The organism is Sinorhizobium sp. CCBAU 05631 (assembly GCF_002288505.1).
Classification (GTDB): Bacteria; Pseudomonadota; Alphaproteobacteria; order Rhizobiales; family Rhizobiaceae; genus Sinorhizobium; species Sinorhizobium fredii_C.
This window is the reverse complement of record NZ_CP023063.1, coordinates 2,053,020-2,078,376: the sequence shown is the minus strand read 5'-3', so window position 1 is coordinate 2,078,376 and position 25,357 is coordinate 2,053,020. Positions and strand designations below refer to the sequence as shown.

At 63.3% G+C, this 25,357-nt stretch carries 24 protein-coding genes and 1 pseudogene; 16 read left to right on the top strand and 9 right to left on the bottom strand.

Translation table 11 applies throughout. From position 1 onward, the window contains the following. Positions 1-3: 3 nt before the first annotated feature. The 3 genes from SS05631_RS10260 (at position 4) to SS05631_RS10250 (ending at position 2,299) form a co-directional block, all read left to right on the top strand. Positions 4-189: a DUF2065 domain-containing protein gene (locus tag SS05631_RS10260; protein WP_012708553.1), complete on the top strand. Its 186-nt coding sequence runs from the start codon at positions 4-6 to the stop codon at positions 187-189. A 6-nt stretch (positions 190-195) separates the two neighbouring features. After that, on the top strand, positions 196-582 hold the full coding sequence (locus tag SS05631_RS10255) for an ACT domain-containing protein (RefSeq protein ID WP_037415654.1): 387 nt from the start codon (positions 196-198) through the stop codon (positions 580-582). Positions 583-790: 208 nt separating this feature from the next. Next, positions 791-2,299, top strand: a complete 1,509-nt coding sequence (locus tag SS05631_RS10250) for a Do family serine endopeptidase (RefSeq protein WP_037415667.1) — start codon at positions 791-793, stop codon at positions 2,297-2,299. 27 nt (positions 2,300-2,326) lie between these two features. Here the strand turns inward: SS05631_RS10250 and SS05631_RS10245 are convergent. Beyond that, positions 2,327-2,787 (bottom strand): annotated as a pseudogene (locus SS05631_RS10245) (GNAT family N-acetyltransferase); the annotation flags it as partial. After that, positions 2,784-3,671: a phosphoserine phosphatase SerB gene (gene serB, locus SS05631_RS10240; protein ID WP_037415658.1), complete on the bottom strand. Its 888-nt coding sequence runs from the start codon at positions 3,669-3,671 to the stop codon at positions 2,784-2,786. The gene serB and the pseudogene SS05631_RS10245, both read right to left, overlap by 4 nt. Between serB and miaA the strand changes: the two genes are divergently transcribed. Further along, on the top strand, positions 3,670-4,581 hold the full coding sequence (miaA, locus tag SS05631_RS10235; RefSeq protein WP_095677973.1) for a tRNA (adenosine(37)-N6)-dimethylallyltransferase MiaA: 912 nt from the start codon (positions 3,670-3,672) through the stop codon (positions 4,579-4,581). The two genes, serB and miaA, sit on opposite strands and share 2 nt — an antisense overlap. Positions 4,582-4,592: 11 nt before the next feature. Here the strand turns inward: miaA and SS05631_RS32640 are convergent, their stop codons facing one another. Both SS05631_RS32640 and SS05631_RS10225 read right to left on the bottom strand, forming a co-directional pair. Next, positions 4,593-5,024, bottom strand: a complete 432-nt coding sequence (locus SS05631_RS32640) for a hypothetical protein (protein WP_037415755.1) — start codon at positions 5,022-5,024, stop codon at positions 4,593-4,595. A gap of 454 nt (positions 5,025-5,478) precedes the next feature. Continuing rightward, a complete protein-coding gene (locus SS05631_RS10225; RefSeq protein WP_172900186.1) occupies positions 5,479-7,449 on the bottom strand; it encodes an ATP-binding protein in 1,971 nt (656 codons plus the stop codon). A gap of 267 nt (positions 7,450-7,716) precedes the next feature. Here SS05631_RS10225 and SS05631_RS10220 point away from each other — a divergent pair, with 267 nt between their 5' ends. The 3 genes from SS05631_RS10220 to ilvN all read left to right on the top strand — a co-directional run bounded on the left by SS05631_RS10220 (position 7,717) and on the right by ilvN (position 11,674). Beyond that, positions 7,717-9,057 carry an Ig-like domain-containing protein gene (locus tag SS05631_RS10220; RefSeq protein ID WP_037415687.1) on the top strand — a complete coding sequence of 447 codons (1,341 nt, stop codon included), beginning with the start codon at positions 7,717-7,719 and terminating at the stop codon, positions 9,055-9,057. A 242-nt stretch (positions 9,058-9,299) separates the two neighbouring features. Beyond that, positions 9,300-11,078 (top strand): acetolactate synthase 3 large subunit, encoded by a 1,779-nt coding sequence (locus SS05631_RS10215; protein WP_037415689.1) that lies wholly within the window; start codon positions 9,300-9,302, stop codon positions 11,076-11,078. A gap of 23 nt (positions 11,079-11,101) precedes the next feature. Continuing rightward, positions 11,102-11,674: an acetolactate synthase small subunit gene (gene ilvN / locus SS05631_RS10210; protein WP_012708543.1), complete on the top strand. Its 573-nt coding sequence runs from the start codon at positions 11,102-11,104 to the stop codon at positions 11,672-11,674. Positions 11,675-11,886: 212 nt separating this feature from the next. On the opposite strand, the gene SS05631_RS10205 is transcribed toward ilvN, so the two are convergent. Further along, positions 11,887-12,732 (bottom strand): aldo/keto reductase, encoded by an 846-nt coding sequence (locus SS05631_RS10205; RefSeq protein WP_037415691.1) that lies wholly within the window; start codon positions 12,730-12,732, stop codon positions 11,887-11,889. Between the two features lie 516 nt (positions 12,733-13,248). On the opposite strand from SS05631_RS10205, the gene SS05631_RS10200 reads away from it, so the two are divergent. The 4 genes from SS05631_RS10200 to SS05631_RS10185 all read left to right on the top strand — a co-directional run bounded on the left by SS05631_RS10200 (position 13,249) and on the right by SS05631_RS10185 (position 15,586). After that, positions 13,249-13,842 carry a LysE family translocator gene (locus tag SS05631_RS10200; RefSeq protein ID WP_037415700.1) on the top strand — a complete coding sequence of 198 codons (594 nt, stop codon included), beginning with the start codon at positions 13,249-13,251 and terminating at the stop codon, positions 13,840-13,842. Between the two features lie 79 nt (positions 13,843-13,921). After that, positions 13,922-14,566 carry a nitrile hydratase subunit alpha gene (nthA, locus tag SS05631_RS10195; RefSeq protein WP_037415703.1) on the top strand — a complete coding sequence of 215 codons (645 nt, stop codon included), beginning with the start codon at positions 13,922-13,924 and terminating at the stop codon, positions 14,564-14,566. Continuing rightward, positions 14,563-15,222 carry a nitrile hydratase subunit beta gene (gene nthB / locus SS05631_RS10190; protein WP_037415706.1) on the top strand — a complete coding sequence of 220 codons (660 nt, stop codon included), beginning with the start codon at positions 14,563-14,565 and terminating at the stop codon, positions 15,220-15,222. Before nthA ends, nthB begins: the two co-directional genes overlap by 4 nt. Continuing rightward, positions 15,209-15,586 (top strand): nitrile hydratase accessory protein, encoded by a 378-nt coding sequence (locus SS05631_RS10185; RefSeq protein WP_037415709.1) that lies wholly within the window; start codon positions 15,209-15,211, stop codon positions 15,584-15,586. The genes nthB and SS05631_RS10185 overlap by 14 nt, the downstream gene beginning before the upstream one ends. Before the next feature lie 9 nt (positions 15,587-15,595). Here SS05631_RS10185 and SS05631_RS10180 read toward each other — a convergent pair whose 3' ends face one another. From SS05631_RS10180 to SS05631_RS10165, 4 genes are all read right to left on the bottom strand, one after another. Continuing rightward, entirely contained in the window at positions 15,596-16,408 is an 813-nt protein-coding gene (locus SS05631_RS10180; protein WP_037415713.1) for an anti-sigma factor, read from the bottom strand. Then, entirely contained in the window at positions 16,405-16,953 is a 549-nt protein-coding gene (locus SS05631_RS10175) for an RNA polymerase sigma factor (protein ID WP_037415716.1), read from the bottom strand. Before SS05631_RS10175 ends, SS05631_RS10180 begins: the two co-directional genes overlap by 4 nt. Then, positions 16,937-17,311 (bottom strand): lipoprotein, encoded by a 375-nt coding sequence (locus SS05631_RS10170; RefSeq protein ID WP_037415719.1) that lies wholly within the window; start codon positions 17,309-17,311, stop codon positions 16,937-16,939. Before SS05631_RS10170 ends, SS05631_RS10175 begins: the two co-directional genes overlap by 17 nt. Before the next feature lie 140 nt (positions 17,312-17,451). Then, positions 17,452-18,540 carry an AbrB family transcriptional regulator gene (locus SS05631_RS10165; RefSeq protein ID WP_037415722.1) on the bottom strand — a complete coding sequence of 363 codons (1,089 nt, stop codon included), beginning with the start codon at positions 18,538-18,540 and terminating at the stop codon, positions 17,452-17,454. A gap of 146 nt (positions 18,541-18,686) precedes the next feature. Between SS05631_RS10165 and SS05631_RS32510 the strand changes: the two genes are divergently transcribed. The 5 genes from SS05631_RS32510 to SS05631_RS10145 all read left to right on the top strand — a co-directional run bounded on the left by SS05631_RS32510 (position 18,687) and on the right by SS05631_RS10145 (position 25,336). Continuing rightward, complete coding sequence (locus SS05631_RS32510) at positions 18,687-18,818, top strand: hypothetical protein (RefSeq protein ID WP_280105688.1); 132 nt, start codon at positions 18,687-18,689, stop codon at positions 18,816-18,818. Positions 18,819-18,829: 11 nt separating this feature from the next. Next, positions 18,830-19,957: an ATP-dependent RecD-like DNA helicase gene (locus SS05631_RS10160; protein ID WP_095677972.1), complete on the top strand. Its 1,128-nt coding sequence runs from the start codon at positions 18,830-18,832 to the stop codon at positions 19,955-19,957. Positions 19,958-20,255: 298 nt separating this feature from the next. Further along, positions 20,256-23,330, top strand: coding sequence for an AAA family ATPase (locus SS05631_RS10155; protein WP_037415727.1), 3,075 nt, complete (start codon positions 20,256-20,258; stop codon positions 23,328-23,330). Continuing rightward, positions 23,314-24,525: a YcaO-like family protein gene (locus SS05631_RS10150; RefSeq protein ID WP_037415729.1), complete on the top strand. Its 1,212-nt coding sequence runs from the start codon at positions 23,314-23,316 to the stop codon at positions 24,523-24,525. The genes SS05631_RS10155 and SS05631_RS10150 overlap by 17 nt, the downstream gene beginning before the upstream one ends. A 4-nt stretch (positions 24,526-24,529) precedes the next feature. Then, complete coding sequence (locus tag SS05631_RS10145) at positions 24,530-25,336, top strand: TfuA-like protein (protein WP_037415731.1); 807 nt, start codon at positions 24,530-24,532, stop codon at positions 25,334-25,336. Positions 25,337-25,357: the final 21 nt, after the last annotated feature.

Below are 25,357 nucleotides of genomic sequence, written 5' to 3'. Positions count from 1 at the left end.
ACGATGTCCGATCTTTTGACCGGGTTTGCATTTTTCCTGATCATCGAGGGGCTGGTGTACGCACTGGCCCCTTTGGTTCTTGTGGAATTGGCGAAGCGTTTGCCGTATGTCCCGGAGCATCAGCTGCGCCTCGCCGGGCTCACATCGGTGGCGGTTGGCGTCGGACTTGTTTGGTTGCTTCGAGGGTAGTGCGAAATGCCACATACACTGCTGATCCGGTTGGTCGATGCCGAATATGCGATTACCCGCCTGACTATCGGGTCCGCTATTCCGGAGTGGCTGCCCGGGCCAGGGTTTTGGACCGTTTCGAGTTCGCGCGAGGAGATGACGCTCGTCTGCCGTGCCGCCCGTGTCCCTTCGAGCGTCCAGAGCTCGCTTGGCTGGCGCTGCCTCCGCATCGAACAGCATTTCAGCTTCGATGTGCCGGGGGTCCTGTCTTCCGTGCTCCGCCCGCTTTCGGCGGCCGGTGTCGGCGTCTTCGCCAATTCGACCTTCAGCACCGACTATGTCTTCGTTGCCGGTTCCGATCTCGAAAAGGCGGTACAGGCGCTGAAGGAGCACGGCCACGAAATCACCAGCTGATCCGCCGAAGATCAGGAAATCGTGTCTGGACGCTCCGGAAAACCGCCGTATCTTCAACAGAAGATCGTTTGCTGCGCGAAGCAGCCGCGGCAACGCCTTGCGGCAGTGGTATAATTCGCGGAAACGAATGGGAAGGGATCACGTGGTGATCGCGGACGAGCGGAGTCCGTGGACCGTGTGGCGCAACGGAATACAGGAGCACAGCGACTTGTCGAAACGACCCAAGATCTTCCGCGGCCTGGTGTTGGCGGCTGCGACGGCACTGCTCTTTTCCAATACGGCTCTTGCCGAAACGGCGCTGCCGCGGCCGGCGGCCGGGCCGCCCTCGGTCGCCGATCTCGCCGAAAGCCTGCTCGATGCCGTGGTCAACATCTCCATCTCGCAGAACGTCAAGGCCGACGATGACAATGCGCCGATGCCGCAGGTGCCGGAGGGTTCGCCGCATCAGGAATTCTTCGACGAATTCTTCAAAGGGCAGGGCGGCGAGGGCGGGCGCCCGCGCACGGTCAACTCGCTTGGCTCCGGCTTCATCATCGATCCGTCCGGCTATATCGTCACCAACAATCACGTCATCCAAGATGCCGACGATATCGAGATCAATCTCTCCGACGGCACCCGGCTGAAGGCGAAGCTGGTCGGCAACGATACCAAGACCGATCTGGCGGTGCTGAAAGTCGAGCCGAAGAAGCCACTAAAGGCGGTGTCCTTCGGCGATTCACGAAAGATCAGGATCGGCGATTGGGTCATGGTCGTCGGCAACCCCTTCGGCCTCGGCGTGTCCGTCTCCGTCGGCGTGGTTTCGGCGCGCGGCCGCAATATCAATGCCGGACCCTATGATAGCTTCATCCAGACCGATGCCGCCATCAACCGCGGCAATTCCGGCGGGCCGCTGTTCAACATGCAGGGCGAGGTGATCGGCATCAACACCGCGATCCTGTCGCAGACCGGCATGTCGGTCGGCATCGGCTTTGCGGTGCCGACCGAGCTTGCGATGAACGTCGTCAACCAGCTCAAGGAGTTCGGCGAGACGCGGCGCGGCTGGCTCGGCGTACGCATTCAGCCGGTCACCGACGATATCGCCGAGAGCCTGAAGATGGACGCGCCGCAAGGAGCGCTGGTTTCCGGCATCATCGAGGGAGGCCCGATTACCAAGGGCGAGATCAAGGCGGGCGACATCATCATCCGCTTCGACGGAACGGCGATCGGCGAAATGCGCGATCTCATGCGTGCCGTCGGCGAAAGCCCGGTCGGCAAGGCCGTCGAGGTCGTCATCATCCGGGACGGCAAGGAGCAGACGGTGCGCGTGACGCTTGGTCGACTCGAGGATGGCGAACACCTGGCGGCCGCCGGAGCTGGCGGGGAACTGAAAAAAGAGAGCGCCAAGCCGAGCAAGCCGCCGGCCGCCACGTTGCCGGCGACGGACGTCGTCCTTGGCATGAAGCTCGCGGTGCTCGACGCCGATCGCCGCAAGAGCTTTGGCATCGCCGAGAATGTCAGCGGCGTCGTCGTGACCGAGGTCCAGCCGAACTCGCCCGCCGCCGAGCGCCGCGTCGAGGCGGGAGACGTCATTGTCGAGGTCGGTCAGGAGGCAATGGACTCGCCGGAAGACGTCACCTCCCGCGTCGGCGAACTGAAGGCCGACGGCCGCCGCAACGCATTGCTGATGATCGCCAGCAAGACCGGCGAGCTGCGTTTCGTGACGGTGCGGATGGAGTAGCGAGGCCCAGTCTTCGAGCTTGCCGGAGTCGCGAGATGGGTCCGGCCGCATGCCGATGCGCCTCATCACGGCGATCGACCGCGCGTTCGTCGCCACCGCGAAGGAGGCCGAGATTCCCTTCACCGAAACCGAGGTCTACAAGCGCCAGCGCTGCCTCGGTGACGTAGCCTTTGCGCCAATAGGAAACGGCAAGGCGCCAGCCGATTTCGACTGTGCCGTCGGGCAGATGCGGCTCAAGATGGGTGCGGGCCAGCCCACAGAAGCCGATCGGCACGTCGCCGTCGCGCAGCGCAAGCGCGAAGAAGCCGAAGCCCGTCTCGGCGATGGTGCCGGGCATTGCGGTCGAACAGCGCATCGGCCGCCGCCCGGTCACGTCGAAACGGAAAAAATTCCATCACCTTCGGATCGCTGTTGATCTCGGCGAAGAGATCGCGATCGCCCTCGCGCCAGTTGCGGATGATGAGGCGCTCGGTCTTGCCGATGATCACGTCACAAAATCCGTCTTGCGATAGCCCTGGAGATAGAGGAGGGCGGAGAGATCGCCATGATCGATCCGGATCTTCGCCTGTTCGGCAACGACCGCCTTGGCGTGCAGCGCCACGCCGCTGCCGGCAAGCTGCAGCATGCCGAGATCGTTGGCGCCGTCGCCGACGGCGATCGCGTCCGCCGTCGAGATGCCGAGCCGTTCCGTGATGTCGATCAGCGCGTCGACCTTGGCCTGCTTGCCGAGGATCGGCCGGGCGACCTCGCCGGTCAGTGCTCCGTTCTCTTCCAGAAGCTTGTTGGCACGGTTTTCATCGAAGCCGAGCTTTTCGGCGATCGGACCGGTAAAAACGGTGAAGCCGCCGGAAACGAGCGCCGTATAGTGGCCCTTTGCCTTCATGGTGGCGATCAGCTCGCGTCCGCCGGGCGTCAGTGTGATGCGCTTGGCGATCACTTCGGCAATGACCGTGGCGGGCAAGCCTTTCAGGAGCGCCACGCGTTCGATCAGCGCCGGTTCGAAGGCGATCTCGCCGTTCATGGCGCGGGCAGTTATCGCGGCAACCTTTTCCTTCAGCCCGACTTCCGCGGCGAGTTCGTCGATGCATTCCTGGCCAATCATGGTTGAATCCATGTCGGCGATGAGAAATTTCTTTCGGCGCGTCTCGGCATCCTGCACGGCGACGTCGACGGCGGCTCCATCCATCGTGTCCCGCAGCCGCGCTTCGGCTTCAATGGGATCCGTGCCGTCCTTTAGCGCAAGGTCGCAGGCAACGCCATCGGCCAGCCAGTAAAGCCCTGATGCCTCAACGGCTGCGGCCGCCGCCTCAGCCAGCGCGGGGGTGAGAACGGGATTTGACGGATTGGCGATAAGCGTGGCAACGAGAGCCATGATGAAAAACCTTGAACGAGATCTGGACGCGATCCTGATAACCGGGCCGACCGCCAGCGGCAAGTCCGCGCTTGCGGTGGCGCTGGCGAAGCGGCACGGCGGCGTGGTGGTCAATGCCGACAGCATGCAGGTCTACGATACCTTGAAGGTGCTGACCGCGCGTCCCGACGAGCCCGAGATGGGCGGCATCGCGCATTTTCTCTACGGCCATGTGCCGGCCGGGCGTCTCTACTCCACCGGCGCCTGGCTGCGGGACGCCGAGGTCTTGGTCGAGAGACTGCGCGGCGAGGGCAGGTTGCCCGTTTTCGTCGGCGGCACGGGCCTCTATTTCAAGGCGCTGACCGGTGGGCTGGCGGACATGCCCGACATTCCGCCGGCGATCCGGCAGCGGCTGCGACAGCGGCTGACGGTCGAAGGGGCTGCCGCACTCCACGCCGAGCTCGAGCGCAGCGACAGGCAGGCGGCGGCACAATTGCGGCCTGAAGACGGCCAACGGATCGTCCGCGCACTCGAGGTCGTCGAGGCGACCGGCAAGCCGATTGGTCACTATCAGCAGATGCGCGGCTCGGTGATTGTCGATCCGGACCGAGCCCGGAAAATCGTCGTACTGCCCGACCGGTCGCTTCTTCACAGCCGGATCGATCGGCGCTTCGAGGCGATGCTGGCTAGCGGCGCGGTCGAGGAGGTGCAGGCGCTCCTGGCGCTGAAGCTTTCGCCGGACATGCCGGTGATGAAAGCAATCGGCGTGCAGCAGATCGCCGCGATGCTGAGGGGCGAGATGAGGGAGGCGGAGGTGATCTCCACGGGCGCGGCGGCGACCCGGCAATATGCCAAGCGCCAGATGACCTGGTTCCGCAACCAGCTCGATGACAGCTGGCAGCGGATCGCGCAGCCGGACGAAGTTCTCTAGGCGCGTTTCGCTCAGCCGATGCCGTGTTCCCGGAGCACGGCCTCTTCGTTGCCGCTCACCCAGCCGAAGATCTTCGGCTCTCCATTGCGCAGCTGGACAAGATAGTGGACCTCGAAATCGATGACTACATCGGGCCGCCCATCGGCCTCATAGACGGACCGCCAGTCGACGCGGACGAGCGAATGCAGCGGGTCGATCGGCGTTGTCTTGAGGTCGCGGATCTTCAGCTCCTTCGTGCCGATTTCCCTGTAGCGGGCGTAACCCTTTTCCATCGACGCTTTGAGGCTCTGGTCGTTCTTCCCCGCCATGACGCCCGCCGGTGAGGCGGCGATGAAATCGGATGCGAAGGCGAAGGTCGTCTCGGCTACGTCCATTTCCCTGGCGAGCACGCGGTTTGCCATGCTCTCGTAGCGATTGAAAAAGCTACGAAGGATTTCATCCATTGCGTTCTCCTGTCGCGGCGCCGTGCCCGGTTGGTTTGCCGAGGGATCGATCGGCGTCTGCTGGTGCTGAACCAGCCGCCACGCCTTCCCGGTTCGTGCATAGGTCGAGGTGCAATAGGCCGCATAGGGGGCATCGGAGTCGCGTTGGGCGTCGACCCTGTAGGCCAATACGAGGACGCTGTCATTCGGCCGAGCGCTCCTCCGCTCCGTCATCTCCACGTCCAGCCAGCGCGGCGCGCCATCGAGAGCCCGGATGATTTCCACCCCGCCGAGGATGCCCACCGGAGCAAAGGCCATCAGGCATTCGTCGTCGAGCAGTTGCTGGTACGCGCCGGCACCTTCGAGCCACAGTCCGCGTTCCCGTTGCCAGGCCTCTCGCTCGTCCATTGCAGTCTCCCGTCCTGTTGCTGCGCGTTCTATGGCAACAACGTCGGAGGTCGCGATCCGATCCCTGCTATTTGCGGATGATGCTTCCGAGAGGGCGCTTCAGCAGGCTCTCGCGCAGCGATCCAGAGGTTGCGGAGGCCGAGAAGCCGCGCTCCGGCACTGCCGGCGTGTTCAGCATTCGCGCGGCGTCTTTTTCCGCCTGCCCGGAGAGGATCTGGTCGCGGATCTGGTTGAAGCGTTCAAGCTGCGGATTGGTCGGCTCGGACCCGCGCGGCAACATTTCGGGCCGATAGGATTCAAGCGCGGACGTGGAGAAATCGTCGCGCAGATCCATCGGCTCGACTTCGTCGGGCGCATCGCCGGTACGATCCTCATAGGGAACCGCCAGGTTGCTTTGGGCGGCAAGATAGCTTTGCTGAAAGCTCGAAATGTCCGGCCCGTTCATGGCGCGCATGCGGCTGACGATCGAACGAAGGTCGACGACCGGCGGCTGATCCTCGTCGACCTTGTCGATGATGCCGTGGGCGCGGGGAAGCCTCGCCTCTTCGACCCGGCCGAAGCGCATGCGCATCGGCACTGCCACGGCCTCGCCGAATGCGATCGCCTCACCGTTGCCGATCGAGGAAATGAAGCTGGTGGTCGACATCGACGAATTGGAAATCGCCGAGCGGATGATTTCCTGGTCGCGGTCGTTGGCGAGCCGCATGGCAAAGACCGTCGAGCATTGCGACAGGATCGTCGGATCGAGCTCGCCCGGGCGCTGCGTGATGATGCCGAGCGACACGCCGTATTTGCGGCCCTCCTTGGCAATCCGGGCGATCGCCTGGCGCGTCGGCAGGAAGCCGAGCGTCGGATCGGCGGGCACGTAGCGGTGCGCCTCTTCGCAGACCACCAGCATATGGATGCCGCCATTGCTCCAGAGGCCGATTTCGAACGCCATGCGGCAGAGCACCGAGGCGACCGAATTGACGACCTCGGACGGAATGCCGGCGAGTTCGAAGGTGGCGATCGGCTTGCCTTCGCCCGGTATACGGAAGATCTTGGCGATCGTGTCCTGGATCGTGTCGGTGATCGTGTTCGACGAGAACATGAAGTGATAGCGCGGATCGTTGATCGCCGAGACGATCTTCACCTTCAGCGAGCGCAGATGCGGCTTGTCGTTGCGGCCCTCGAGCCGGCCGATGCGCTCGTCGATCATCGCCAGCAGATCGGCGATGCGGTAGGGGACCGGCGTGTCCGCGGTGATCGAGCTTTTTTCGGTCTGACGGCGCATTAGGCCGGACTCGCCGCCCTTGAAGGCCTTCTTGGCATCCGGGATCACATCGCGCAGGATATCGAGCTCTTCGGGCACGGGCGGCCGACCGCGAAAGAGGACTTCCGCGAATTCCTCGAGGCGGAAGAGCCAGAACGGCAGGTCGAGCGTATCGGTCTCGATGACCACCGCACTCTCCGGAAAGGCGGCCGCGAACTCGTTGTGCGGATCGAGAATCAGGACGCGTAGCTTCGGATCGGCGGCAATCGCCTTGTTGAGCAGCAGTGTGACGGCCGTAGACTTGCCGACGCCGGTCGTGCCGACGATGGCGAAATGCTTGGCCAGCATCGAGGGCACATGGATGGTGGCATCGAGGCTTTCGTCCTGCGTCAGCTTGCCGATGACGCAACTGTCCGCCTGCCGGGAATCATAGATCCGCGCAAGATCGGCTGCACGGATCCGGTGCGCGATGGCGCCGAGATAGGGATAGCGGCTGATGCCGGCTGAGAACTCTTCCTGTCCGTCGGGGCGCTTGAAGACTTCGCCCATCAATTCGACCTCGATGCGGAAGGTGTTGTTGGTCTCCTCGCTCCATTCTTCGGCCGCGGTCTGCATGGAGCAGACCAGAGCGACGATCCGGTTCGTGCCGACTGAGATCGAAATCAGCCGACCGACCGACCAGAGTTCGGTGAGGGAGGTCTCGCCCCCCTCGGCCACGGCTGCGATGGTTGCGCGCGAGCCGTTGCACGCGACGACCCGCCCGAGGAAACGGTTCCCCGGCTTCATGCCGTCGCGGCGGTCCTGTTCTCCGGCGCTGATCGGAGCTTGAGTTTCACTGTTGAGCAAGACACACCTCGGCTAATAGCGTTCCAGAATAACGAAACGATTTTAATAAGTGGTTGCGCACTATGGGGCGCCCTTCAGGTTCAAACGGCTCACAATGAACTTCGCTCGCATCCCTAAGCATTGAGGGATGTAGCCACGAATGGCTCGTGTTATCCACGGAATGGACCGCGCAGCCATTCATTTCTCCGCGTCGACGAGGGGGAAGCCATGCCGAGCTTGAGCAATGGGAGCGAGTTGACCGTCTGGGAGGACCTCGACAATCAAAGCCCTGATGCGGTCCTCTTCATGATAACGGCATCGAATGGGGATGTTCTCGGCCCCGTCGGCGCACGCGCGGATTACCCTTTCGGTTCGATTGAAGTGGCTTCGATCGACGTGTTCGACGGGTTCTTCACGATCACGACTTTCACCCATGACGGCAGGACGGAGGTCGCAACGACGATAGAGACCCTCGTCTTCGACAACGAGGGCAATTACATTCGCAGCTTGTCTGATCAGGCCGCCTATCTTTCGGCCCAGATCGTGTCAGTGACCGCGGAGAGTCCCGACGACATCACGGTGACCTGGATCGGCGCAAATCAATACTTTGACGGCGAAAACACGCAATACGGCCAACACCAGATCATCCTGCGGGATGGCGCGCTGCACCTGGACAGCTTCGTCAACCATGTCCCCGTAGCGACCGATATGAACTTCACGCTTCTCCCTGGCCAGTCCCTCGACGACGTGGCCTTTAGTGCGGCGGACGCCGATTTCGATCTGCTGGCCTTCATCGTCGTGGAGGGGCCGGCCCATGGCACGCTGGAACAGGAGACGCGCTACGAAAGCGGCTACTATCCATTCCCCCAGGGTGAATACGGGGGCAGCCTTCACTTTCATCAGGATTTCCTCAGTGGAAACCTGTTCGACTACACTCCCGAGGCGGGTTTTCTCGGGACCGACAGGTTCACCATCTACGTCACCGATGGTCAGGGAAACAGCAATCTGGCGACCATCACCATAACGGTCACTCCGCCCGCGCAATCGATCATACTGACAGATGCCGCCGAGAAGATCAGCTATCAGGCATATGATCACCCTGTGCTGGTCGTCGCCGCGGGCGGCAACGACCGGATCGCGGGTAGCCGGTTCGACGATACACTCGAGGGCATGGCGGGCAATGACCGGCTGAATGGCGGCGCGGGCAACGACATCCTCAGCGGCGGCGTCGGTCGCGACAAGCTGATCGGGGGGGAGGGAGCCGATACCTTCCTGTTCGACGTTGCCCCGGACACGGCAAGCTGCGACCGCGTCCTCGACTTCTGCGCGGCCGATGACCTGTTCAGGCTGGACGCTGCTGTATTTGCGGCGCTCTCGGTAGGCACGCTGGACAGTGAGACCTTGGCTTTTGGCAAGGCTGCGTCCGACGAGGACGACCGGATCGTATATGACCAAGCTCGTGGGGAGCTATTTTACGATGCGGATGGCACCGGGGGCGCAGATGCCGTTCGGTTCGCCATCGTGAGCCGTGGCACTTCGCTCGCCGCAGAGGATTTCCTTGTGTTCTAAGGGTCCGGTCCGGGAAGGACGTCCGTTAAATCGGCGTTGACGGGTCACGGTTTTCTGTTTATCAAATCGACCCATGAAAAATTTCGCGGTTATTCTTGTGGTGGGACGGCGCATGGGCAGGATGGTGTAACCATCCGGCGGTAGCCACCCATGCGCTGAACGAGGCTCCTGATGGGGCCTTTTTTTATGTCCTCAAACAAGCTAATCACCCCAAGCCTTACAAAAGGGACGGAAGCAGGCCAATGAGCGGAACTGAAAACCAGATGACAGGGGCGGAGATCGTTCTCCAGGCCCTGAAGGACAATGGTGTCGAACACATCTTCGGCTACCCGGGCGGCGCCGTGCTTCCGATCTACGACGAAATTTTCCAGCAGGAAGAGATCCAGCACATTCTCGTCCGCCATGAGCAGGGCGCCGGCCACATGGCCGAGGGCTATGCCCGCTCCACCGGCAAGGTCGGCGTCATGCTGGTCACCTCCGGTCCCGGCGCCACCAATGCGGTCACGCCGCTCCAGGACGCGCTGATGGATTCGATCCCGCTCGTCTGCATCTCCGGCCAGGTTCCGACCCCGTTGATCGGCTCGGATGCCTTCCAGGAATGCGACACGGTCGGCATCACGAGGCCTTGCACCAAGCACAACTGGCTGGTCAAGGACGTCAACGATCTTGCCCGCATCATCCATGAGGCGTTCCGCATCGCCCAGTCCGGTCGTCCGGGTCCGGTCGTCGTCGACATCCCGAAGGACATCCAGTTCGCGACCGGCACCTACACGCCGCCTTCCGCCGTGCCGACGCAGAAGAGCTACCAGCCGAAGACCCAAGGGGACCTCAAGAAGATCGAGGAAGCGGTCGCGCTGATGAAGTCGGCGCGCCAACCGGTCATCTATTCCGGCGGCGGCGTCATCAACTCCGGGCTGGAGGCGGCGCATTTCCTGCGCGAGCTCGTCGACCTCACCGGCTTTCCGATCACCTCGACGCTGATGGGCCTCGGCGCCTATCCGGCCTCCGGCAAGAACTGGCTCGGCATGCTCGGCATGCACGGCACCTACGAGGCCAACATGGCGATGCATGACTGCGACGTCATGATCTGCATCGGCGCCCGATTCGACGACCGCATCACCGGCCGCCTCAACGCCTTTTCGCCGAACTCCAAGAAGATCCATATCGATATCGATCCGTCCTCGATCAACAAGAACGTCCGGGTCGACGTTCCGATCGTCGGCGATGTCGGCAACGTCCTCGAAGACATGGTCCGGCTGTGGCACGCGGCGGCAAAGACGGTCGACAAGGCACGGCTGAACGATTGGTGGGGGTCGATCGCCAAGTGGCGGGCGCGCAATTCGCTTGCCTATACGCCGAGCGACGATGTCATCATGCCGCAATATGCGATCCAGCGGCTCTATGAGCTCACCAAGGACCGCGACACCTATATCACCACCGAGGTCGGCCAGCACCAGATGTGGGCGGCGCAGTTCTTCGGCTTCGAGCAGCCGAACCGCTGGATGACGTCGGGCGGCCTCGGCACCATGGGCTACGGCTTCCCGGCCGCTGTCGGCGTCCAGGTGGCGCATCCGCAAAGCCTCGTCATCGACATCGCCGGCGATGCATCCATCCAGATGTGCATCCAGGAAATGTCCTGCGCGGTCCAGTACGGGCTGCCGGTCAAGATCTTCATCCTCAACAACCAGTACATGGGCATGGTCCGCCAATGGCAGCAACTGCTGCACGGCAACCGGCTGTCGCATTCCTATACGGAAGCGATGCCCGACTTCGTCAAGCTGGCCGAAGCCTATGGCGGCGTCGGCATCCGTTGCGAGAAGCCCGGCGAACTGGACGACGCGATCCGCCGCATGATCGACACGCCGGCGCCGGTGATCTTCGACTGCCGCGTCGCCAACCTCGCCAACTGCTTCCCGATGATCCCGTCCGGCAAGGCGCATAACGAAATGCTGCTTCCCGACGAGGCGACGGACGAGGCGGTTGCCAATGCCATCGATGCCAAGGGCCGCCAGCTCGTCTGAGGATAAGGATTAGGAACAAGAGAATGAGCGCACATCTTCAACCGACGGGCTCCGCCTATTTCATCGCCAAGGAGACGGAGCTTGCGGAGACGCACACGCTCTCCGTCCTCGTCGACAACGAGCCGGGCGTGCTGGCCCGCGTCATCGGCCTCTTTTCCGGCCGCGGCTACAACATCGAAAGCCTGACGGTCTCCGAGACCGAGCACGAGGCGCATCTGTCGCGCATCACCATCGTCACGCGCGGCACGCCGCACGTGCTGGAGCAGATCAAGAACCAGCTCGAGCGGCTCGTGCCGGTGCACCGCGTCGTCGACCTCACCGTGCGCGCCGCAGGGCTTGGCCACGACCGGCCGGTCGAGCGCGAGCTGGCGCTCGTCAAGGTGCACGGTTCGGGCGAGCACCGGGTGGAGGCGCTGAGACTTGCCGATGCCTTCCGCGCTTCGGTCATCGACGCCAATATCGATCACTTCGTCTTCGAGATCACCGGCAAGCCTTCGAAGATCGAGCAATTCATCGCAATCATGAAGCCGCTCGGTCTGATCGAGGTCTGCCGCACGGGCATTGCCGCAATGAACCGCGGCCCGCAGGGGATGTGAGGGATTGCGCACCTTTGGTGCGCGCCCCGCCCCAACCCCTCCCCACAGGTGGGAGGGGCTTGGCGCCCGCGGCGCGCTCCTGCAATTTCAGTCGCTTTGTGCTCGCTGCAAAGGCCAGGAATTAATTACCGCAGAGGGCGCGGCAGGTTAAGCCCCTCCCACCTGTGGGGAGGGGCATTCTTCCTTTTGGGCAGGGCTATCTTCCTGTGTTCTCAAATCACCTCCAGCCGCATCTTCCGTCTTGGCGGCGGGAAGATGCGATCGAGTTCGGCGAGGTTTTCCGCCGTCAGGTGAATATCCATGGCGTCGCGGTTTTCGCGGGCGCGCTCGGCAGAGCCGGTCTTCGGTATGGAGATCACGCCGGCGCGGGTCTTTAGGAAGGCGAGAGCGACCTGAGCGGGGGTCGCCTGGTGCGCCTTGGCGATATGAACGAGGTCCGCATCGTGGAGCAGGCGCCCTTCGTCGAGCGGCGAATAGGCCATGATCGGCACGCTGCGGTCGCGGCACCAGGGCAGGAGGTCGTATTCGATGCCGCGGCGGCCAAGGTTATAGAGCACCTGGTTTGCCGCGACGCTGCCGCCGCCCGGGACCGTTATCAATTCCTCCATGTCGTCGACATCGAAGTTCGAAACGCCCCAGGCGACGATCTTGCCGTCCCGCTTCAACTCCTCGAAAGCGGCGAGGGTTTCGGCGAGCGGATAGCCGCCGCGCCAATGCAGCAGATAGAGATCGACGCGGTCGGTGCCGAGATGGCGGAGGCTACGCTCGCAGGCGGCAATGGTGCCCGACCGGCTGGCATTGGAGGGCAGCACCTTGCTGACGATGAAGGCTTCGTCGCGACGGCCGCGGACCGCCTCGCCCACAATCCGCTCGGAGCCGCCGTTCCCGTACATTTCGGCCGTGTCGATAAGCGTCATGCCGAGATCAAGCCCAATCTGGAGGCTGCGGATTTCGTCGGCAGCCTTGGTGCGGTTCTCGCCCATCCGCCAGGTTCCCTGACCGAGGACCGGAACCTTGCGCCCATCCGGGAACGTGGTGGTCGGGATAGGATCGTGCATGACATGCGCCCTCGCTCGCTTCTGACGATGACAAAATGGCACCCGGGCGGAAAAAGTCCATGATCTGCGGGCGACAGGAGACCTGATTGAAAATTTCGTCCAATGCCTTGCGAAGACCACATTGTCTCACTACAGGCGGCTCATCGATGTTGATCGGCGACGTTCTTTATTGCGCCAAGGCACGATGTCGCTGGGTCCTCCCGAGTTTGGTTGCCTTTCGGAGACGCAAGGCGGGCCATTTCGGTGCGGGACATTCGTTCAACAGATGTCATCTCCCTGCCTTTGACCACGGATGTACTGGCATCGGCAGGTCGAGATGATGAGGAAGGTCGGGTTTTCACCCGGCCTTTTTTGTTGCCTCCAACCGACGTATCGGGCGATTCATCGCTTCCGGTTTTGTAACCATGACAAGATTTGACTGGTCCTTGGATTTAGGTCAGCTAACCTGACCTAAATTTCCAAAATGCGGAACGTCGCTGCCGACGACCGTCTCGAACAATGCCTTGGGAGAAATGCATGCAAGCCGATACGCTTCTGGCGTTGTTCCTGTTCGCCTTCACGACATCGATCACGCCCGGCCCGAACAATATGATGCTGTTTGCCTCGGGCGTGAAATTCGGCTTCGCCCGCACGATCCCGCATATGCTCGGGATCGGTAGCGGCTTCTTCCTGCTGTTGATTGCGGTTGGCCTGGGCCTTGGCGCGCTGCTTCACTCCGTGCCGCTTCTCTACACCGGGCTGAAGTTCGCCGGTGGCGCCTATCTCGTCTGGATTGCATGGAAGATCGGATCCTCGCGCTCGCTTGGCGAGGGCAAGTCAGGGGCTGCGCCTTTGACTTTTCTCCAGGCTGCCGCCTTTCAATGGGTCAATCCGAAAGCCTGGGTGATGGCTGTCTCGGCCATGGCCACTTATACCAGTGGCGAACGCTATCTCGCGAGCGTGCTCGTCGTCGGCCTCGTCTTCGCGCTCGTCAACGTGCCGAGCGTCTCGACCTGGGCAGGCTTCGGCTCGGCGCTCAGGCAATGGCTCTCCGAGCCGGCGCGGCTCAAATGGTTCAACATCACCATGGCCGTGCTGCTCGTCGTCAGCCTCTGGCCGATGCTAAAGTAGAGTAACTCTTGAAATATCGATTCCGATTCCCGCCCTGATGCATTAGAAATGGCCGGGTTTTCGGCGGAGGAGGCACGGAATGTCCGAGCATCATCGTGGCCAGGACGGCGATCACGGCCATCACCATCACGACAATCATTTCACGGATGTGGAAGCGCGGGTGAAGGCGCTGGAAACGGTGCTGACGGAGAAGGGACTGATCGACCCGGCGGCAATCGATGCGATCGTCGACACCTACGAGACGAAGGTCGGTCCGAGGAACGGTGCGCGCGTCGTTGCCAGGGCCTGGAGCGATGCGGAGTTTGCGGACTCGCTGAAGCGCGATGCAACGGCGGCGATCGCCAGTCTCGGCTTCACCGGCCGGCAGGGCGAACACATGCGCGCCGTCTTCAACACGCCCGACACCCACAATCTCATCGTCTGCACGCTCTGCTCCTGCTATCCCTGGGCCGTGCTCGGCCTGCCGCCCGTCTGGTACAAGGCGCCACCCTATCGCTCGCGCGCCGTCATCGATCCGCGCGGCGTGCTCGCCGAATTCGGGCTGGAGCTGCCGATCGACAAGAAGATCCGCGTCTGGGATTCGACCGCGGAGCTGCGTTATCTCGTGGTGCCGGAGCGGCCCGACGGCACTGAAGACTTCAGCGAGGAGGCGCTCGCCGATCTCGTCACGCGCGACTCGATGATCGGCACCGGGCTCGCCCTTTCACCGCAGGCCAAGCCATGAACGGGCCTCACGACCTTGGCGGCCAGCATGGCCTTGGGCCGATCGCGCCGGAAAAGGACGAGCCCTATTTCCATGCGGAATGGGAAAAGCGCGCACTCGGGATCACGCTCTCCTGCGGAGCCTTCGGCGCCTGGACGATCGACGAGAGCCGGCATGCGCGCGAAAGCCTGCCCCCCGCCACCTATCTTGCCGCGCCGTATTACGAGATCTGGACCCGTGCGCTGGAAACGCTCCTGAAGCGCCACGGCTTCGTGACCCAAGCGGAGCTCGATGCCGGCCATATGCACGAGAAGGGGCGGGAGCCGAAGCGGGTCCTCAAGGCCGATATGGTGGCGGGCGTGCTCGCCAGAGGCGGGCCTTGCGACCGGCCGGTCGCTACGCCGCCGCGTTTCGGCGTCGGCGACCGTGTCCGTACGAAGAACTTCCATCCGGAAACCCACACGCGCCTGCCGCGCTACGCCCGTGCCAAAGTCGGCGTGGTGGAAGCGGTGCAGGGCAGTTTTGTCTTTCCGGACGACAACGCCCACGGCAAGGGCGAGAACCCGCAATGGGTCTACACGGTCGTCTTTGATGGCGGGGAGATCTGGGGTGAGGGCGGCGATCCGTCATTGACCGTCTCGATCGATGCCTGGGAGAGCTATCTTGAGTACGTGTAGCACCACCTCTCCACTTGTCGCCTCTGCCGAACTGCCGAAATCGGCGGACGGCGATCCAGTCTTTGCCGAGCCCTGGCAGGCTGCCGCCTTCGCCATGACCGTCCGGCTCCATGAACAATGCGTGTTTTCCTGGAGCGAGTGGGCCGAGGCGCTTTCGGCCGAGCTCCACAAGCCCGGGCGGAAGCCGGACGGCAGCGATTACTATGATTGCTGGGTGGCGGCCCTCAGCCACCTGGTCGAGAAGCTTTCCATCACCTCTGGGCCGGAGCTGGAGGCGCTCGTCCGAAGCTGGCAGCGTGCTGCCGAAGGGACGCCGCATGGCAAGCCTATCGTCCTCGAGAACGATCCGCTGCGACGAGGATGAGCCCGCGTGCTATGAGCCCTCCGACCCCTCGAACTGGCGGTAACACGCGTCGGCGACCCGCTGCAGGAGGCTGCGCGGCACCTCGCCGGTAACCGCGTAGCCGATCTCGCCGTCAATCCAGTAGAAAGTTTCGAGATCGCCCTGGCTCGCGATGCGGAAGCTCGTCTCGCGATTGTCGCTGTTGCGGCCGAGAAGTACGGTAAGCCGCTGGCGGGAGCCGTCCTCATACATCAGCAGGGCGCCCGCCGTGCCGTTGACGGGGATTAGCCGGCCGCCTACGAGCGAAAATCCGAAAGCCGACAGATCCGGAATCTTCAACCCGTAATCGAGCCGCTTGCCGAGCCAGGTGGCGAGATGCGCCTCCTGGTCGGCGCCGACCTCGACCGGATGGCGCACCTCGCTCGCATAGACGAGAAAAGCGGATTGCGCCTGGCGCGGAAGGCTGTCAGTGCTCTCGGCCGCCGCGGGCAACCGATCCCCGGAGACGATCGCAGGGGCGTAGAACCCGGTCAGGGCACCGGCCGCGAAGATCAGGAGACCGGCGGCGATCCGTAGGAGGACGGGCGCAGGGGCCGAGGCAACGCCGTGCCCCCGGCCTCGACGGGCCGAGACCAGCGCCCGATCGCCTTCATGATCACGGGCATAGGATGCGAAATGGTGTTGGAGCGCAGCCGCCTGGGCCTGCCATTCGCGGACTTCCTGAGCGCGATCCGGGTGCCTTTCGAGCCAGGCTTCGATGCGCCTGCGCTCCGGCTCGCTCAGCTGGCCATCGACATAGGCATGCAGTTCGTCTTCGGAGACGGTGTTGAATTCGTCCGTCATTTCGGTCTCCGCAGGGCGATCACGTTGTCGTCCTTCATCGCTTCGGCGAGCTGGCGGCGCGCGCGCGACAGGCGCGACATCACCGTGCCGATCGGGATAGCCATCATCTCCGCCACATCCTGATAGCGGTAGCCTTCGATCACCACGAGCATCAGCACGGAGCGGTTGTCGACCGACAGCCGCTCCAGCGCGCGCTCGAGCCGCCGGCTTTGCAGGGGGTCGGCATTCTGGTCTTCGGCGACGAGGCCAAGAGCCTCCTCATATTCGACCTCGGGATGCAAGGCGCGATGGCGGTGACGGTTGCGGTAGAGGTTCGTCATGATGGTGAAGGCCCAGGCGCGCAGGTTCACGCCTCGCCATTGCTGCCGGCGCGCCAGCACCTTTTCGACGCAGTCCTGGAGAAGGTCCTCGCCGTCCGGGTCGGATCGGGCGAGGCTACGTGAATAGCGCCTGAGCGCCGGCATGAGGGTGAGGACGTCTTCCTCGAAAGCGTCGGGTGCGGAAGCATCCGCACCTGCTTCCGAATCGTCACGGCCGTGCGACATCCCATTCGCCCTTCACACCGTCACCGGTGATATCGCCCATTTTCTTGTCCTTTACCCAGAAGTAGAGCGGCATGCCGTCCTTTGCCCATTGCTTGCTGCCGTCCTTGCGTTCGACGATCGAATAGGCGCCTTCTGCCATCGCGTCGCCTTCCACCATGAAGGGCGGCCAGTTCTTTGCGCATTGATCATAGCAGGTGGAGACGCCCTTCTGATCATCCTTGTAGGTGTAGAGCGTCATGCCGTTTGCCGCGGCAAGCACCGGGCCTTTTTCGCTCTCAACCGTTTTGACTGGCGGTGCCGCGAAAGCGGAAGCGCTGGTGACGAGGCAAATGGTGATGGTCAAGGGGATCGTTCTCATTGCGGGGCTCCTTCCTAGAACCGTTCCAACCGGGTTCATGGATGAGACACGGCGGGCCAAGAATTTATTCCCTAGGCGCTCGTGCTGGTTGCAAATGACAGGAAGGTGCTTCGCGTTCGCGTTGGGGTGCCGTGACGGCGTCAGGCCCGGTCGGCGACGAAGCGGGCAAGAGCCGGGCCGATCAGCGTGATGATCAGCAGGCGGGCCGTCTGCAGCGCCATGACAAAGGGAAGGTCGACATCGCTCGAGGCGGCGATCACGGCAATGGAATCGAGGCCACCGGGACTGGTGGCGAGATAGGCTGTCAACGGATCGATGCCGACCGCCTTGGTGAGGAGCAGTGCGAGCAAACCGGAAGAGGCCATCAGCACGAGGATGGAGACGACCGTCGGCAGGAAGGCCCGGCGCGCATGCGCGATGATGCTGCGGGTAAAGCCCAGCCCGATGTTCCAGCCGAGCAGCGCGAAGGAGAGCGCCAGCAGCCATTGCGGCAATTCGATCGTCAGCATGCCGGAGACATTGAGAGCCGAGCCGATCGCGAAGGGGACGAGGAAAGCGCCGGCCGGCACGCGCAGCATCTTGCCGAGGAAGCCGCCGACGATGCCGACGGCGAGCGTCGCAAGGAAGGGCAGGGCAGCGACCGGCGCAAACCAATGGGTTGCCGTCTCGGCCTCCGTGCCGCTGACCCAGAGATGCGCGACCATCGTCGCGGCGCCGGCGACGCAGACGACCCGCAAATATTGCATGAAGGCGACGAGGCGGGCATCGGCGCCATAGGCGTCGGCCATCAGCAGCATGGTCGAGGCCGCACCGGCCGAGGACCCCCAGATCGCCGTCGTTCCAGGCAGGATGCGCATCCGCGTGATCGTCCAGCCGCACAGCGTGCTGACGCCGATCACCGACAGGATGACGGTGAGGAAGAGCGGCCAATTGCTGGAGAAGGTGGCGAACAGATCGGGCCGCATCGAGCCGGCGATCATCATCGCCAGGACGAACTGGACGCAGAAAACGAACTGGCGGGGCAGGCGGATCGTGCCGCCATTCATGCCGACAAGCGCGCCGGCCACCATGGGGCCCATGAGAAGCCCGGCTGGAATGCCCGCCATTTCGAAGAGAGCAGCAAGCAGCAGGGAAAGCACGCCCAGCAGGCACCATTGCCAGATGCGCGGCAAGCGACCAAGCCGGCTGCTTTCGGGGGTCATCGGCGTTGCGGGCTGTTCCGGCTTCAACGGCATTCTCCGGCGAGGACGGCCGCTCGTGCACACAGTATGCAGCCGCCCCTGTTGTTAGCAGCATCGCGCGAGCCGTTTCAAGTGCCGTGGCAAGAAACTGCCACAGGCGATCTTGATCCAGACAGGGCTTCGGCGCGCAGCGCATGAAAGTGATTGACGGTGCTCCCGCCGCAGAAGATTTCGCGCTGAAGCCGCTCGACGGCATTGTGACCGCCGAAGCATCCACACCGATGCCAGACAGAAATCCGGGCTTGCGCCTGGCCACCGAATCCTGACACTGCAGGTCATGCAATTCGCTCCGCAACAGGACGAGGCCCTGAAGGCCGTTTCGCGTTGGCTGAAGGAAGGCCGCTCGCCGCTCTTCCGGCTGTTCGGCTATGCCGGCACCGGCAAGACGACGCTGGCACGGCATTTCGCGGAGCACGTCGACGGCGAGGTGCTCTTTGCGGCCTTCACCGGCAAGGCCGCGCAGGTGCTGCGTTCCAAGGGCGCCAGCAATGCCAAGACCATTCATTCGCTGATCTACCGGCCTCGTGGCGAGGAGGAGGTCGCGGACGAGGAGACCGGCAAGACCTCGATCGCGCCGATGTTCGCCATCAACCGCCAGAGCCCGGTCGCCAAGGCGCCGCTGATCATCATCGACGAATGCTCGATGGTCGACGAGGCGCTCGGCAAGGACCTGATGAGCTTCGGCACGCCAATCCTGGTGCTCGGCGATCCGGGTCAGTTGCCGCCCGTGTCGGGCGGCGGCTATTTCACCAATCACGAGCCGGACTATCTGCTGACCGATATCCACCGCCAGGCGCGCGACAACCCGATCATCCAGCTCGCCATGCATGTTCGCGAGGGCAAGGAGATCATGCAGGGCGACTACGGCACGGCACAGATCATCTCCAAGAGCGAGGTCACCCAGCCGCTGGTGCTGGAGGCCGACCAAGTGCTTGTCGGCACCAACCGGACGCGGCGGCGCTATAATCAGCGTCTGCGTGAGCTGAAGGGCTTTACGAGCGAGCATCCGCAATCGGGCGACAAGCTCGTCTGCCTCAGGAACGATCCGGCCAAGGGCCTGCTCAACGGTTCGCTCTGGCAGGTGATGAGCTCTTCGAAGGAGACCGTGAAGCCTGGAATCAATCTGATGATCCGTCCCGAGGACGACGATATGGATCGCGGCGCGGCGAAGATCAAGCTCTTGAAGGCAGCCTTCGAGGACGTCGAGGGCGAGATTCCCTGGTCCACCCGCAAACGCTACGACGAGTTCGACTACGGCTATGCGCTGACCGTGCACAAGGCGCAGGGCTCGCAATGGGACAATGTCGTGCTCTTCGACGAGAGCTGGGCCTTCCGCGACACGCGCGAGCGCTGGCTCTATACGGCAATCACCCGCGCGGCGGAGCGGCTGACGATCGTCCGGTGATGGTCTGTAAATCCGTCGCTTAGGACGGGCTTGTTGTGTACGCGGCCGCCATCGCAGCCGGACTGGATTTGTCCATTCAGACCCAATAGAGCATTCTCGATCGTTGCAACTCTGCGCCGATTGACATAGACCGGTTGGGTGAGCAGCCTTGGCTACGCCAAGGGAGGCAGCGTGACGTATGGTCTGCGACACGCCTCCTCCTGCCAGATATTTCAGGAATTGCAAGAACCAGATTCTTTGTCTTGAACATGCGCGTATAGTCTTCGGGGGCGCGCTGCCGAACGCGGGGTGGTGGTGCATGCTGCGCGAGAACCGGACCAATACACCACGAAAAGCAGTCAGTCGCACCGCGCGTGCCGGGGGGGCCTCGGCACAGGGAAGCGAGCGCCATATCGTTACAGCCCTCTGCTACGACCTCGTCGGCTCGACCGATCTCCTGCATGTCATGGACATCGAGGACTATCAGGACCTGATGTCCGCCTTTCAGCGTTCGAGCAGGCAGTCGATCGCCGCGCATTCCGGAGTGATGCAGCACGAGGCGGGTGATGGCGGCGTGGCGCTGTTTCCGATCGATCTTGACGCGAAGGATGCGGCTTCGCTAGCCATCCGGGCGGGGCTCGATATCGTTGACGCCTGCAAGCGCGTCGGCCGAGAGCGGGGGCGAGACGACCTGCGCGTCCGCGTCGGGATCGCCACGTCCGCGGCGCTCATCCGCGACATGGAGCGCGAGAGCTGGCTGCAGGAGCCCGTCACCGGCGCGGCACTCGCCATGGCCGCTCGTCTGCAAGTCATCGCCGAGCCGAACAGCGTTCTGGTTTCAGAGGAGACACGCAACCTCGCCGGTCGATCGCACGCTTTCGTTTTCCAGGGCAGTAAGCCGCTCAAGGGTTTTTCGACGCCCGAAAAAGTGTGGCGGGCGCTTGGGCACAAGATGGAGGTCGATCGCTTCCATGCTTACGGGCGGCTACGCGGTCCGTTTATCAACCGCGAAAGCGAGATGAATACGATCGCTCGCACATGGGACGGCGTTCTTGCCGGGCGGGGCGCAAGCCTGCTCATCGAGGGTGACGCCGGCATCGGCAAGTCGCGCCTTTTGCGGGAGATCCGCAGGAGGACGCGGGATCGGCGCTCGAAGCTGTTTTTCTTCCAGTGCCTCCCCGGGGGATTGCGCTCGACGCTGCATCCCCTGCTGCACAGCTTTCCCGGCTCGACGACGCGAACCGGCCAGATGGGCGTCACGGCTTCCGATGTGGCGGCATTGTTCGAGCACAACGGCATCGAGGACAAGGAGGCAATCGAGGTCTTCGCCTATCTGCTCGGAGCAGAGGGACGAAACCAGCTTCTGTCGAACGACAACCCGAAGGCGATCCGGGAAAAGGCGCACCGGGCGCTTTTGCGGACGCTTGAAGCAGTGTCGCGAAGCGGCCCCGTTGTCGTCGCCGTGGAGGACATCCATTGGATAGATCCGACTTCGCGGGATCTGCTCGGCGAAGCGGCCCGGCTCATCGGTCAGTTCCCGATCTTTCTAATCTTGACATCGCGCCGCGGTTCGCCCGCCGAGTGGCTGGATGCGGCAAACCCGCTGCGGCTGTCGTTGCGGCCGCTCGACAGCGACGAGACGCGGCTGGCGATCAGGGCGAAGTGGCCTGAGCATCGGCTGGCGAGGCTGCCGGAGCTCTTCGAAGTGGCGGAACGGATATCCGGCGGCGTCCCGCTTTTCATCGAGGAAATCTGCCAATGGGCGTCCCAAAGCGCTGAAGCGGATGAGGCGAGCCTGTCGGAGAACCTGAAGCCGGTGCATCTATCGGCGTTCGAATCCATCCTGGATGCGCGGCTGCAGCATCTGGGGCCGGCCCGGGAAGTGGCGCGGGCGGCCGCCGCCGCCGGCACGCAGGTGACCCTGCCGCTGCTGCGCGTGCTTCTGCCAGACTTCAGCAAGAAGGCAATCGCAAGTGCGGCCGATATGCTGTGCGAGACGGGGTTCTTCACGCGCGTCAGGGCGCCCGGACGGATCGCCTACGGCTTTCGCCACGTGCTGATCCAGGAGACGATCTACAACGCGCTATTGCGCAAACAGCGGCAGGTGCTGCACCGGCGGCTCTTCGGCGCCGTCAACCAGAACCGCGGCACGGCCGCTTGGATCGACACCGGCGCCTTGGCCGAACATGCGGAGCGGGGGGGGCTCATCGAGAATGCGGTCGAACTGCTGATTGCCGCCGGCAAGGAGAGCTCGAGCCGCTCGGCAATGATCGAGGCGCGGCAATATCTGGAACATGCACTGGAGCTCTGCAGCCAATTGGGTGAGGGGAGCGCCGTCGAGACTTTGCAGCTGGCGGCGTTGACGGCACTGGGGCCGATTCTCACGGGGCTGGTGGGGCTGAACTCGCCTCCCGCGCGCAAGCTCTACGAAGACGGCGTGGAAATCGCCCGCCGGCAGCCGATGGAGGAGCAGTCCAAGTGGTTCCCGATCTACTGGGGCTGGTGGTTCACCGGGTCGGACTTCCGCATCATGCACGACCGGGCGCTCGAAGTGCAGTCCATGCTGGCGAAGGTGGACGACCCCGAGATCCAACTGCAGGTGAACCACTGCATCTGGGCGATCGACTTCAACCTCGGCCGGCACCGCGAAACCCAGGAGGCGATCAAGGCCGGCCTGGCGCTCTATGACGAGCGAACGGCGAGGAAGAGCCGGACGGAATTCGGTGGGCACGACGCGAAGGTCTGCGGGCTTGGGCAAATGGCGCTTTCCCTGTGGCTGACCGGGCAAACCAAGGCATCGGATGCGGCGCTCTCCAGGATGATCGCTTTTGTTGACCGCATAGCCCATGCGCCGAGCAAGGCGCATTCGCTCGATACGGAAGCCGTATCGGCGTTTTACCGGGACGATTTCGATCGCCTCATCGAGGTTTCGGCGCGGATGGCGGACTTTGCCAGGAAGCACGACATGCAGTCCCTGTCCGGCCTGTCGCAACTCTTCAGGGGCTGGGCCGAGGCTCATCGGGGAAATCTTGCGAGTGGTCACAGCGTCTTCCGGGAGGGCCTGTCGCTTCTCAGGACGTTGGGGGCGGTCGCCGACCTGCCGATCTATCTCTATATGCATGCCACCTTGGTGGGGCTCGCCGGCACGCTCGGGGACGCGATCGACATCGTGAACGAGGCGATCCAAAAGGCCGAGGAAACCGGTCACGCCTATTGGCTGGCGGAGCTTCACCGCTGCCGTACGGTACTCGGCGCACAGGCTGGAGTGCCTCGCGATGCGCTCGCGGCAGACCTTCGATCGGCCGTTGAAATTGCCGAAAGTCAGGGGGCGACAACGCTTGTCAGGCGCGCCCGACGATCGATGCAGGAGCTGGGTCTTGTCGCGGGGCGCTGATCGAGCCAGCCTGAATAGGGATCTGGCCGATTTTTATGCCTCGTTAGTATCATGCCCGCGCGCCGCCCTTTCCGTTCACTCCACTCCTGACGAAACCAAACGACGGTTCCAGGCACTTCTGCCGCTTTGCAGGAGAGCTCGAATAACGCGGATCGGCGACCTGACGGGGCTGGACCGGCTGGGGCTCCCCGTGGTGCAAGCCGTTCGTCCGGCGGCTCTATCGGAAGTCACCTCTCTGGGGCGAGGCTTCACGACAACTGAAGCGTCGGTGGGAGCAATCATGGAATCGCTGGAGCGCTATTATGCCGAAGCCATTCCGCCCGAACGCATCTTTCTCGCAACGGCCGAGGAACTCGAAATTGCCAACGGCCTGTTTGATACTCTTGTCGTGGCCGGCTCGCAAGATTGGCGGAGCAGGACCATAGCTTGGACGATGGGCGTCGATGTCGCCACGGGGCACGCGCTGCCCGTTCCTTTAGAGCTGGTCCACACCTGTTACACGGAACCGCCGCCGGTCCACGACGGCTGGTTCGTGCGCACGACAACGGGTCTGGCCTGCCATGTGGACGCCCACAGTGCCTATCTGCATGGCTTGTTCGAATGTATCGAGCGCGACGCCATGGCCCGCGCTTTCGCCACACACGGGTTTTTCGACCGGATGCGCATCGCCGCGACGGGGCTCGGCGCTGTGGTCGATCGGGTCTGTTCCGTTGCAGGATCCTGCGGCATAGCCGTCGCCCTGTGGCAGGCCCCTTCTCCGACGGGCCTTGCGGTCATCTGGTGCCAGACGATCGAGACGGGTTCTGGCGAGCCGATTCTCGCCCTGCCGACGGAAGGCTATGCCGCAGGTCCGAGCGTCGAAGCAGCCGGCGTAAGCGCCATGCTCGAAGCGCTGGCGGCGAGGGCAGGGGCGATCTCCGGGGCTCGCGATGATCAGACGAGAGCACACTACAAGCGGAGCACCGAGGAGGTCGTAGCGAGAGCCCGCCAGCTGATTCTCGCCGAGGTTTCGGCAGGGCCGATGCAGGGGGCGTCTTTGTCGACGGCGGCTGATGCTGGCTCCCTGCTGAGCAGCGTTCTCGCGGCCGGCCTCGGCCCAGTCGTCGCCGTTCCGGTGGGGCATGATCGCGAAGCGGGTGTCCAGTGCGTGAGGACGGTCCTTGCCCGCGCCCATCCCTTCTCTGTTGTCAGGTGAGCAGATGCCAGATGCGGGATGCGACGGTCCGATTCTGGTGTTTCTCGGTCCGACCCTGCGGCTTGACGAGGCCCGTGCGGTGCTCGATGCCATCTATCTGCAGCCCGCCGCCCAAGGTGACATTCTACTGGCCGCCCATGCTTTCAGGCCCCGTGCCATGGTCCTGATCGACGGCCGGTTCGAAGACCGGCCCGCCGTCAGGCACAAGGAAATCCTCTGGGCGATGGCCCAGGGAATTGTCATGGTCGGAGGCGCCAGCATGGGGGCGCTCAGAGCAGCGGAACTCGGCGATTTCGGCATGATCGGCGTCGGCCTGATCTACAGGTGGTATCGGCGATGGGCTCTTTCTTCCCGAATGGAGGTTTGCGTCTCGCCCCCCGCCCTGGCCCCGGACGACGCCGTGGCGGTGCATTCGGGGCCGGCTGAGCTCGGCTTCCTGCAACTGACCGACGCGCTCGTCGATCTGCAGCGCACCTTTTCCACGCTGATGCGCCGCAGGGTCATCAGTGCCGCCGAACGGGCGCAGCTCACAACAATGGCGCGAAACATGAACTTTCGCGACCGGACGCTAGCGGCGGTTTTGGGTGCCGCGGGATGGACGGACAGCCGCATTCAAGAGGTACGGCAGAAAGCGGTGCGTCAGAAGAGAGAAGACGCTTTGCTGGCACTTCACAGGGCGCCGCGCCTTGTGCGAGAGGCACGGATGGCAGATGGCCAGAATGCTTGGGCCGCGACGAACACCTTCATCCGGGACCTGGAAGCTGGCGGCATTGACTCCAAATTAGTGAACACTTATAAATTGAATCCCTGATTGCCGGCTTTCACCGATCGA

Coding starts and splice junctions, on each gene's coding strand:
- SS05631_RS10170 (WP_037415719.1), bottom strand. CDS start 17,311: ATGAGAACGATCCCCTTGACCATCACCATTTGCCTCGTCACCAGCGCT.
- SS05631_RS10205 (WP_037415691.1), bottom strand. CDS start 12,732: ATGCACGATCCTATCCCGACCACCACGTTCCCGGATGGGCGCAAGGTT.
- SS05631_RS32510 (WP_280105688.1), top strand. CDS start 18,687: ATGAAAGTGATTGACGGTGCTCCCGCCGCAGAAGATTTCGCGCTGAAG.
- SS05631_RS10260 (WP_012708553.1), top strand. CDS start 4: ATGTCCGATCTTTTGACCGGGTTTGCATTTTTCCTGATCATCGAGGGG.
- SS05631_RS10155 (WP_037415727.1), top strand. CDS start 20,256: ATGCTGCGCGAGAACCGGACCAATACACCACGAAAAGCAGTCAGTCGC.
- SS05631_RS10180 (WP_037415713.1), bottom strand. CDS start 16,408: ATGACGGACGAATTCAACACCGTCTCCGAAGACGAACTGCATGCCTAT.
- SS05631_RS10200 (WP_037415700.1), top strand. CDS start 13,249: ATGCAAGCCGATACGCTTCTGGCGTTGTTCCTGTTCGCCTTCACGACA.
- nthA (WP_037415703.1), top strand. CDS start 13,922: ATGTCCGAGCATCATCGTGGCCAGGACGGCGATCACGGCCATCACCAT.
- SS05631_RS10145 (WP_037415731.1), top strand. CDS start 24,530: ATGCCAGATGCGGGATGCGACGGTCCGATTCTGGTGTTTCTCGGTCCG.
- SS05631_RS10175 (WP_037415716.1), bottom strand. CDS start 16,953: ATGTCGCACGGCCGTGACGATTCGGAAGCAGGTGCGGATGCTTCCGCA.
- SS05631_RS10225 (WP_172900186.1), bottom strand. CDS start 7,449: ATGAAGCCGGGGAACCGTTTCCTCGGGCGGGTCGTCGCGTGCAACGGC.
- nthB (WP_037415706.1), top strand. CDS start 14,563: ATGAACGGGCCTCACGACCTTGGCGGCCAGCATGGCCTTGGGCCGATC.
- ilvN (WP_012708543.1), top strand. CDS start 11,102: ATGAGCGCACATCTTCAACCGACGGGCTCCGCCTATTTCATCGCCAAG.
- SS05631_RS10160 (WP_095677972.1), top strand. CDS start 18,830: ATGCAATTCGCTCCGCAACAGGACGAGGCCCTGAAGGCCGTTTCGCGT.
- SS05631_RS10215 (WP_037415689.1), top strand. CDS start 9,300: ATGAGCGGAACTGAAAACCAGATGACAGGGGCGGAGATCGTTCTCCAG.
- SS05631_RS32640 (WP_037415755.1), bottom strand. CDS start 5,024: ATGGATGAAATCCTTCGTAGCTTTTTCAATCGCTACGAGAGCATGGCA.
- SS05631_RS10255 (WP_037415654.1), top strand. CDS start 196: ATGCCACATACACTGCTGATCCGGTTGGTCGATGCCGAATATGCGATT.
- SS05631_RS10220 (WP_037415687.1), top strand. CDS start 7,717: ATGCCGAGCTTGAGCAATGGGAGCGAGTTGACCGTCTGGGAGGACCTC.
- serB (WP_037415658.1), bottom strand. CDS start 3,671: ATGGCTCTCGTTGCCACGCTTATCGCCAATCCGTCAAATCCCGTTCTC.
- miaA (WP_095677973.1), top strand. CDS start 3,670: ATGATGAAAAACCTTGAACGAGATCTGGACGCGATCCTGATAACCGGG.